At 71.4% G+C, this 7,988-nt stretch carries 9 protein-coding genes; 2 read left to right on the plus strand and 7 right to left on the minus strand.

What is annotated here, in order from left to right:
- Positions 1-78 precede the first annotated feature (78 nt).
- Complete coding sequence (locus AB0M54_RS43965) at positions 79-2,061, plus strand: alkaline phosphatase family protein (RefSeq protein WP_364333472.1); 1,983 nt, start codon at positions 79-81, stop codon at positions 2,059-2,061.
- Here AB0M54_RS43965 and AB0M54_RS43970 read toward each other — a convergent pair.
- The 5 genes from AB0M54_RS43970 to AB0M54_RS43990 form a co-directional block, all read right to left on the minus strand.
- Entirely contained in the window at positions 1,961-2,836 is an 876-nt protein-coding gene (locus tag AB0M54_RS43970) for an SDR family NAD(P)-dependent oxidoreductase (RefSeq protein ID WP_364333474.1), read from the minus strand. The two genes, AB0M54_RS43965 and AB0M54_RS43970, sit on opposite strands and share 101 nt — an antisense overlap.
- On the minus strand, positions 2,836-3,465 hold the full coding sequence (locus tag AB0M54_RS43975) for an HAD-IA family hydrolase (protein WP_364333476.1): 630 nt from the start codon (positions 3,463-3,465) through the stop codon (positions 2,836-2,838). Before AB0M54_RS43975 ends, AB0M54_RS43970 begins: the two co-directional genes overlap by 1 nt.
- 153 nt (positions 3,466-3,618) lie before the next feature.
- On the minus strand, positions 3,619-4,371 hold the full coding sequence (locus AB0M54_RS43980; protein ID WP_364478532.1) for a hypothetical protein: 753 nt from the start codon (positions 4,369-4,371) through the stop codon (positions 3,619-3,621).
- Positions 4,372-4,475: 104 nt separating this feature from the next.
- Positions 4,476-5,219: a DedA family protein gene (locus AB0M54_RS43985; RefSeq protein WP_364478534.1), complete on the minus strand. Its 744-nt coding sequence runs from the start codon at positions 5,217-5,219 to the stop codon at positions 4,476-4,478.
- 37 nt (positions 5,220-5,256) lie between these two features.
- The gene (locus tag AB0M54_RS43990; RefSeq protein WP_364333483.1) at positions 5,257-5,649 is read right to left on the minus strand and encodes a DNA polymerase ligase N-terminal domain-containing protein; all 393 of its coding nucleotides are present in this window, start codon (positions 5,647-5,649) and stop codon (positions 5,257-5,259) included.
- Positions 5,650-5,670: 21 nt separating this feature from the next.
- Between AB0M54_RS43990 and AB0M54_RS43995 the strand changes: the two genes are divergently transcribed.
- Positions 5,671-6,042 carry a nuclear transport factor 2 family protein gene (locus AB0M54_RS43995; RefSeq protein ID WP_364333486.1) on the plus strand — a complete coding sequence of 124 codons (372 nt, stop codon included), beginning with the start codon at positions 5,671-5,673 and terminating at the stop codon, positions 6,040-6,042.
- 537 nt (positions 6,043-6,579) lie between these two features.
- Here the strand turns inward: AB0M54_RS43995 and AB0M54_RS44000 are convergent.
- Positions 6,580-7,812, minus strand: a complete 1,233-nt coding sequence (locus AB0M54_RS44000) for an MFS transporter (protein ID WP_364478537.1) — start codon at positions 7,810-7,812, stop codon at positions 6,580-6,582.
- A gap of 66 nt (positions 7,813-7,878) precedes the next feature.
- Positions 7,879-7,988, minus strand: a 110-nt coding sequence (locus AB0M54_RS44005) for a sigma factor-like helix-turn-helix DNA-binding protein (RefSeq protein WP_364478540.1), incomplete at its 5' end; no start/stop codon positions are given.

Raw genomic sequence — 7,988 nt, forward strand, 5'->3', positions numbered from 1 at the left:
GTCGGTTTGTCCGGCCTTCAACGTGTCCTCGGGTACGTCACCCATCCGCGTCACTCGCCCTGTGCGATTGTTTGACCCGTGACCGTACGCACGACCTCCTGGCAGGGTGAGCTGCGAGCGCTGTTCGGGCGGCGGCGCATCCTCAACCGGCTGCGCGCGGTGCTGCGCAGCGCCCTGGTCACGTTCGTGGTGCTCACCCTGACCCTGTGGCTGATGCCGGGCGTCGTCAGCGGCGACGTGCTCGACACGCTCAACCTGGTCGTGCTGGTCGCAATCGTCGGCGCCGTGCTGCGCCCGCTGCTGCTGGTCGGCATCACCGTGCTCGGCGGCTGGGGCGCCATGCTGTTCGGCGTGGTCGCCCAGGTGGTGATCATCGTGGTGGCGTTCGAGCTCGACCCCGACAACCGCGTCAGCGGCCTGCCGTCGGTGGTGGCGGCCGCGATCCTGGCCGTGGTGTTCGCGGCCATCCTCGACTGGATGGCCGACAGCGGCTCCGACGACACGTTCGTCAAGGAGGCGCGGCGGCTGATGCGGGGCGTACGCCGCCGGCAGACGGGCCGGTTCTTCTCGTTCCGCCGCCCGCTGCCCGGCACCGAGCCGGGACTGCTGATCATCCAGCTCGACGGGGTGGCCGAGCCGGTGCTGCGCTGGGCCGTCCGGGCCGGCAACCTGCCGACGATCGGCAGCTGGCTGCGGTCCGGCAGCCACACCATGGTCCGCTGGCACACCGGCGTCCCGTCCACCACGCCCGCGTCACAGGCCGGCATCCTGCACGGCGCCTCGTCCCAGATCCCCGCCTTCCGGTGGTTCGAGAAGGACACCGGCAAGCTGATGGTCACCAACAAGCCGCGGGACGCCGCGCTGATCGAGCCGCGGCTCAGCGACGGCAGGGGCCTGCTGGCCGACGGCGGCGTGAGCATCGGCAACGCGTTCAGCGGCGACGCCGGCCTGAGCCTGCTGACGATCAGCCACGCCCGGCTGCCCGGCCGGACCGCGCGGGGCTGGGCGGCGTTCATGGCCTCGCCGTACGGCTTCACCCGGGCGCTCGTCCTCGGCGTCGGCGAGGTGATGGTCGAGCTGCACCAGGCCCGCCTCCAGCGGCGGCGCAACCTGTTGCCCCGGGTCAGCCGCTCCGGCAACTTCCTCGCTCTGCGCCCGGCGTCGATGCTGCTGCGGGACGTGAACGTGTCACTGGTCGCCGAGCAGATGGCCCGCGGCGCCCCGGTGGTCTACTGCAACCTGGTCGACTACGACGAGGTGGCCCACCACGCCGGCCCGGCCCGCCCCGAGTCGATGCGCCAGCTCGAGAGCCTCGACCGGATGCTCGGCGTCCTGGAGCGGCTCGCGCCCGAGGCGGCCCGGCACTACCACCTGGTCGTCGTCTCCGACCACGGCCACAGCCAGGGCGCCACGTTCCGTCAGCGCTGGGGCGAGACGCTGGTCGAGGTGGTCGAGCGGGCCGCCGGGCCCGGTGTGCCCGTGGTCTCCTCCGGCAATCTGTCGCTGGTCTACCTGCCGGATACCCAGGGCCGGCAGACGCTGGCCCAGATCGAGCACGCGTACCCCGGGATGGTCCCGGCTCTGGCGGCGCATCCGGGCATCGGGCTGGTGGTGGTCGACGCCGGCGATGAGGGCCCGATCGCGTTCGGCACGGCCGGCAGCCACCGGTTGCGGGACGGCCTGGTCCGGGGCGAAGATCCGCTCACCCCGTACGGGCCGCGGGCCGCCGCCGACCTGCTGCGCCACCAGTCGGCCGCGCACGTCGGCGACCTGGTGCTGATCAGCGCCGTCGACCCGCTGACCGAAGAGGTGGCCGCGTTCGAGGAGCTGGTCGGCTCGCACGGCGGGCTGGGCGGCTGGCAGACCGAGGCGGTGCTGGTGCACCCGCGCGACTGGCCGCTGATGGCCGACGACCTGGACGGCTCCGACGCCGTGCACCGTCAGCTGATCGCCTGGCTGGTCATGCTCGGTCTGCGGGCCGAGCCGCAGCCGATCGACCCGTCGCCGATCCTCGACGAGCCGCGAATCGTTCTGCGAGATTCCAGTACCGCGCGGGCATGAGCCGCACCATCACGTCGATGGCCCGGGCCTCCCGGGTGATGACCAGGCGCGGACGCCGGGCCTGAACCGCGGCCACGATCTGCCGGGCCGCCTCCTCGGGCGGCATGCGCAACGCCTTCTCGGTGAACTCGCGAGCCATGGCCGCCTGAACGCCCTCCGGGTCGGCGCCGCTGATCCGGGCGCTGGTCGCGATGTTGGTGCGAATGCCGCCCGGGTGCACGACCGTCACCCCGGCGCCGCGTGGCCGGAGCTCGTGGCGCAGCGCCTCGGTGAACCCGCGCAGGCCGAACTTGCTGGTCGCGTAGGCCACCTGCCCGGCCGGCGCGAGCAGCCCGAACAGGCTGGAGATGGCCACCACGTGAGCGCCGGGCCGACGCAGCAGTTGTGGCAGGAACGCCTTGGTCAGCCGGATCGGCGCGTGCAGGTTGATCTCCAGCAGCCAGTCGACGTCGGCCATGCTGTTCTGTTCGAATGTGCCGGTCAGGCCCACGCCGGCGTTGTTGACCAGCAGGTCGGCGCCGCCGTGCCGGCTCGCGACGGATGCCGCCAGGTCGAGCCGGTCGCCGCCGTCGGCCAGGTCGATCACATGCTCGTCGACCGCCGCCGCGCCGACCTCGCGGGCCAGCGCCGCCACCCGTCCCAGCCCGGCCGCGTCCCGGTCGATCAGCACGAGCCGGGCCCGGCGGGCGGCGACGTTCAGGGTCAGCGCGGCCCCGATCCCGCTCGCTGCCCCGGTGATCACACAGGTCCGCCCGGCGAACGCGAATCGCTCCATCACCGCAGTCTGAGCGCCCCGATCAGCTCGGACAAGGACGAAATGGGCAGATCACCCGGCAGACCGCGCAACGCCGCCGTCTTGGCCCCGGCCGCGCGTGCCGCCCGCAGACCCACTTCGGCGTCCTCGACGACCAGACACTTCTCCGGGGGTACGCCGACCAGCGCGGCCGCCCGCAGCCAGCCCTCGGGGTCGGGCTTGCCGGTCCGGACGTCGTCGTTGGTGACGAGCAGCGGCGCCACGATGCCGGCGGCGCCCAGCCGGGCCGTGGCCAGCCGCCGGTCGGCCGACGTGAACACCGCCCACGGCACGCCGTTGCGGTCGAGCGCCGCGATCAGGTCGAGCGCGCCCGGGGTGGGCGCCACGTCGGCGACGTCGTCGTACTGAAGGACCATCTGCCGTCCCACCGCGGCCATGATCTGGTCTTCGGTCGCCTCGGACAGCAGCTTGCGCACCGTGGGTTCGCTGGGGCTGCCGTGCGCCAGCGTGATCGCCGCGTCGCCGTCGACCCCGAATTCCGAGCCCCAGGTACGCCAGGCACGTTCCACCGCCGCGTCGGAATCGACCAGCGTGCCATCCATGTCGAACAGGACCGCCGCCACATCCAGGCCCGCCACCAGCACCTCCATCAGTCAGACGTCACCACAGTCTGGCTGGCCGGGCCGGTCTTCCGTGGCAATGATGACCAACGCCACCCGGCCTGTCGACGGTCCACAGAGGACGCGACACGACGGCCCGCCCGGCGATCGGGGTTGATCGTGGGCGGGTCGCGCTGCCCGGAATCAGCGCTGCGTCGTGGTCCCGGCGCGGCTGCGCGGGGTGCGCGTCGTCGTCCCGGCGTTGGCCGCCGTCTTGCGGGCGGCCGTGCGCACAGCCGTCGTGGTGCCGGCGGCCGGCTTCTCGGGAGCCGGGTCGGCCGAGGCGGCCGAGGCGGTCCGCCGGGCCGGGGTGCTCGCGGTCTTGCCGGCCGGCGGGGTGGCCTTCGCCGCCGTAGCCTTCGCGGCCGTGGCCTTTGCCGTATTGGCCCTTGCTGCCGGGGCCTTCTCCGCCGGGGTCTTCGCTGCCGCGGTCTTCTCCGCGGCGGACGCGGTGGCCTGCTGTGTCGCGGGGGACGCGGCCGGCGTGGCCGCCGTGTCGACCGGGGTGGTGGTCTGCACCGGCGGGGTGGCCGGGGCCGCGGTCTCGCGGTCGCGCTGCTTCTCGCGGCGGACCAGGTCGGCCAGCACCGCCTTGTCGTACTTGGCCTCGGCCGCCGACGCCCTCACGGTCGCCCGCTTGGCCCGGCCCACGGCCTTCGCCCGCTGCTTGGCCAGCTGGCTCTTCTCCTTGGCGGAGTTCTTCAACAGCCGCTTGAGGCGGAGCGTCTCGGCCTCGAGGTTGCGCAGCGAAACCCGCTGCTGCTTGGTCAGCTCGTCGTTGTTCTTCAGCCGCTGATCCAGCTCCGCGACGCCGGCCTGAGCCTGCTGAGCGGCGTCATGGGCGGCCGCCGCCCTGCTGCGACGTTTGTCCAGCGGCGTGGTGGCGGTTGCGGTCATGTCCATCACTCCTTCCTTCAATTGCCTTACCCGACAACTCCTGTACGAATCGCGTTCACCTTAGATACCCAAGGTGAACAACTTCGGGTGAGTCCCGTCACGGGTCAGGCCGGCGGCCCGGAGACCGAAGCCGTGGGTTCGACGCCGGCGTCCTCGTCGTCCGCGGCCTCGATCTGTGGGGCCTCGATCTGTGCGGCCTCGATCTGCTCCGCGGCCTCCCGGGCGCGGCGGCGACGGATATGCCGGATGTGGAAGAACGCGTAGGTGCCGATGGCCAGGATGACCAGCGGGATCGCGAACCAGCGGTAGCGATGCGCGTGCTCGATGATCTCGACCAGGCGGGTGCCGAGGAAGTACGAGACGGTGACCCACCAGCCGACCCACAGGAACGCGCCGATCGCGTTGTAGAGCAGGAAGGTGCGCCACGGCATCGCGGTGATGCCGGCGATCACGCCGTTGAGCTGACGCAGCCCGTCGATGAACCGGGCCACCACCACGATGCGGTTGCCGCGCCGGACGAAGAACTTCTCGGCCCGTTCCAGCCGGGCCGGCGTGATGAACACGTACTTGCCCCAGCGGTGCACCAGCCGCCGCCCGCCGCGCACCCCGATCCAGTAGCCGATGTTGTCGCCGAGCACCGCGGCCACGAACGCGATGATGCCGACCACGAACACGTTCAGCCGGCCCGCCCCCGCGTAGATCGCCGCGGCCACCATGATCGTCTGACCGGGTGCGGGCACGCCGAAACTCTCCACGCCGATCACGGCGGCGACGGCGAAATAGCTGTACTTGTCCAGGAGAGGCGCGACACCCGCCAGGAACCCGGGCAACTCGTCGTGAGGAGGCATCGCTCCACACGGTAGCCGCCCCGGCAACTTCCAAACGTCAGTTCCGGGGTGGCCCGTCCCCCGGACGGCGGTCCCACGACGGTTGCTCCTTGGTCAGGTGCAACAGCCAGTTCACGCCGTCGGTGTGGATCAGGGCGTACCGCGCGGGCCCGCCGTTGCCGTGCAACGTGAAGACGAGCCGCTTCTCGTTGCGGTCACCCGGTTCCCACCACCCGCTGTCGGCGATGCTCTTGTCCGCGTCGGTGTAGGTCGCGTGCTCCAGCGCGTGATCGGGCACCGCCACGGCCAGCCGGTTCTTCCCCGGGTCGGTCGGCAGTCCCCGCGGCACCGCCCAGCTCTTCAACACCCCGTCCTCCTCGAGCCGCAGATCAAAATGCGGCCGCGGCTTCCGATGGTCATGCAGCACAAAAACCGGCCGACGATCACCCATCCATCAGGGATAGCATGGAGAGTGAGCATCCACAGCGAAGAAATCTTCCAGCGCTACATCCACGCCGGCGCCCTGACCCGCGATCCCGACGCGGTAGCGGCCCTCTTCACCGAAGACGGCGTCTACGAGGTGCCCCTGACCTCCCACAAACTGGTCGGCCGCGAGGCCATCCGCGCCGGCATCGGCGCCTACCAGCAGGAGCCCGTCGGAACCCCCGACCTTGCCAAGACGCGTTTCGTCCTCCACCGGACGACCGACCCCGACGTCTTCATCGCCGAGATCGACGCGGCCCTCAACACTCCCAGCGGCCCGCGGAATATGTCGCTCGTCCAAATCTTCCGCACCCGTGATGGGCTGATCTGCCATTTGCGCGACTATTTTGCAATGCCCTAGATCAAGATCAAGAGCTTGATGTCGCACCTGGGTGGTGTGTTCAGACCGCAGCTCCCGCCGAGGCCGGGCGCGCGGCTCCAAGGCCGCGGGGCGGCCAGAACAGAGCCGCGCACCCTTCATTCTGCGTAAGTGCCCAACGTCCCGGCGCTTCGCGCCGATCAAGCCGCCAGGCGCCCCCGCTGCCGCCCTCACCCCAGCCGTCCCCACACCAGCCGTCCCCACACCAGTGGTAGGCCCGGACGGTGTCCGGGCAAGCGATGCCGTCCTGCTCTACCACTGTCCGTTGCGGTGGTAGGTCCTGACGGTATTTCGGGTTGCGATGCCGTGCTGCTCTACCACTGTTCGTGGTGGTGGGTCCTGACGGTGTTTGGGTCTGCGATGCCGTCTTGCTCTACCACTGTTCGTGGTGACGGCATGCCGCTTGCGTCCTCGTTAGACCACGGCTCGGCAGTGAAGTGGCGGCGGCGAGGGTGAGTGGGCAGCTCGGGTGCCTGCTGCGCCCGAAGCTCTACTTATGACCGACGCGAGCGATGTCGGCTAGGACTCAGAGCTCTCCTCGGGTGGATGGCGGACCAGGCCAGTAGGACTCAGAGCTCTCCTCGCGTGGATGGCGGACCAGGCCAGGAAGATCAGAGCCGCCGCCTCCATCGCCGCACCGACCAGCGGGGTGGAGGCGTAGCCCCAGCCCGCGGTGATGGCGACGCCGCCGAGGTAGGCGCCGGCCGCGTTGCCCAGGTTGAAGGCCGAGACGGCGGCCGAGGAGGCGAGCAGGTTGCGGCCGTCGTCGCCCGCGCTCAGGATCACGTTGGTGGTCAGGCCGGGGACCGTGACGTAGGCGACGACCCCGAGGGCGAACAGGGTGACCGCCGCGGTGACGGCGCCGCGGGAGGTGAAGGCGAAGGCGATGAGTACGAGCAGCATGCCGGCCGACGCGAGCAGCAGGGTTCGGTGGAGGGCCCGGTCGGCGGCCCGGGCGCCGATCACGTTGCCGATCACCAGGCCCAGGCCGAAGAGGGCGAGCAGCCAGGGCAGGGCGCCCCGCCCGAAGCCGGCCACGTCGGTCATCAGCGGCGCCACATAGGTGAACGGTGCGTACACCGCGCCGAACGCCAACGCGGTGGCGATCAGGGCGAGCCAGACCGGGCGGGACCGGAACGCGCCCACCATCTCGCGCAGCGGCGGCGTCGACTGCGGCGTGGCGGCCGACGGGGGCAGGGCGGCGAGGGTCGCCGCGGCGGCCAGCAGGCCCAGGGCGGCCATCGTCCAGAAGGTGGCTCGCCAGCCGAAATGCTGGCCCAGCAGGGTGCCGAGGGGCACGCCGGCGACGTTGGCCACGGTCAGGCCGGACAGCATGGCGGCGACCGCGGAGTTACGCCGGGCCGGCGGGACCAGGGACGCCGCCACGATGGTGGCGAAGCCGATGAAGGCGCCGTGGCCGAGGGCCGCGACCACGCGACCGGTCAGCATCAGCTGATAGGCCGAGGAGAGGGCCGACAGGGCGTTGCCGGCCACGAAGAAGGCCAGCAACGCGACCAGGACCGGCTTGGGGGAGCGGCGGGCCACCGCGGCCGTCACCAGCGGGCCGCCGATCACCACGCTGAGGGCGTACCCGGAGATCAGCAGGCCGGCCCGCGGGATGGTCACCGCCAGGTCGCGGGCGATGTCGGGTAGCAGACCGGTGATCACGAACTCGGTCATGCCGATGGCGAAGGTGCCCAGCGCGAGGGAGGCCAGGGCCAGGGTGCGGCGCGCGGCGGAGAGGTCGGGCACGGCTACATGATCGCGAAAAAGAGCCGGCCCCGGGGGCCGGCTCTCTTCGTGTGGCGGGAGGTGCGACTACATGGTGTCGGTCGCCAGGTGGGTACGCAGCTTGGTGAGCGCCTTGGTGAGCAGGCGGGACACGTGCATCTGCGAGATGCCGACCTGGTCGGCGATCTGCGACTGGG

The organism is Actinoplanes sp. NPDC051470 (assembly GCF_040682035.1).
In the GTDB taxonomy this organism is placed as follows: domain Bacteria; phylum Actinomycetota; class Actinomycetes; order Mycobacteriales; family Micromonosporaceae; genus Actinoplanes.

Bases quoted from the DNA above. Each gene is read 5' to 3' on its own strand.
- AB0M54_RS43970 (WP_364333474.1), bottom strand. From the start codon at position 2,836: ATGGAGCGATTCGCGTTCGCCGGGCGGACCTGTGTGATCACCGGGGCA.
- AB0M54_RS43975 (WP_364333476.1), bottom strand. From the start codon at position 3,465: ATGGAGGTGCTGGTGGCGGGCCTGGATGTGGCGGCGGTCCTGTTCGAC.
- AB0M54_RS43980 (WP_364478532.1), bottom strand. From the start codon at position 4,371: ATGACCGCAACCGCCACCACGCCGCTGGACAAACGTCGCAGCAGGGCG.
- AB0M54_RS43985 (WP_364478534.1), bottom strand. From the start codon at position 5,219: ATGCCTCCTCACGACGAGTTGCCCGGGTTCCTGGCGGGTGTCGCGCCT.
- AB0M54_RS43990 (WP_364333483.1), bottom strand. From the start codon at position 5,649: ATGGGTGATCGTCGGCCGGTTTTTGTGCTGCATGACCATCGGAAGCCG.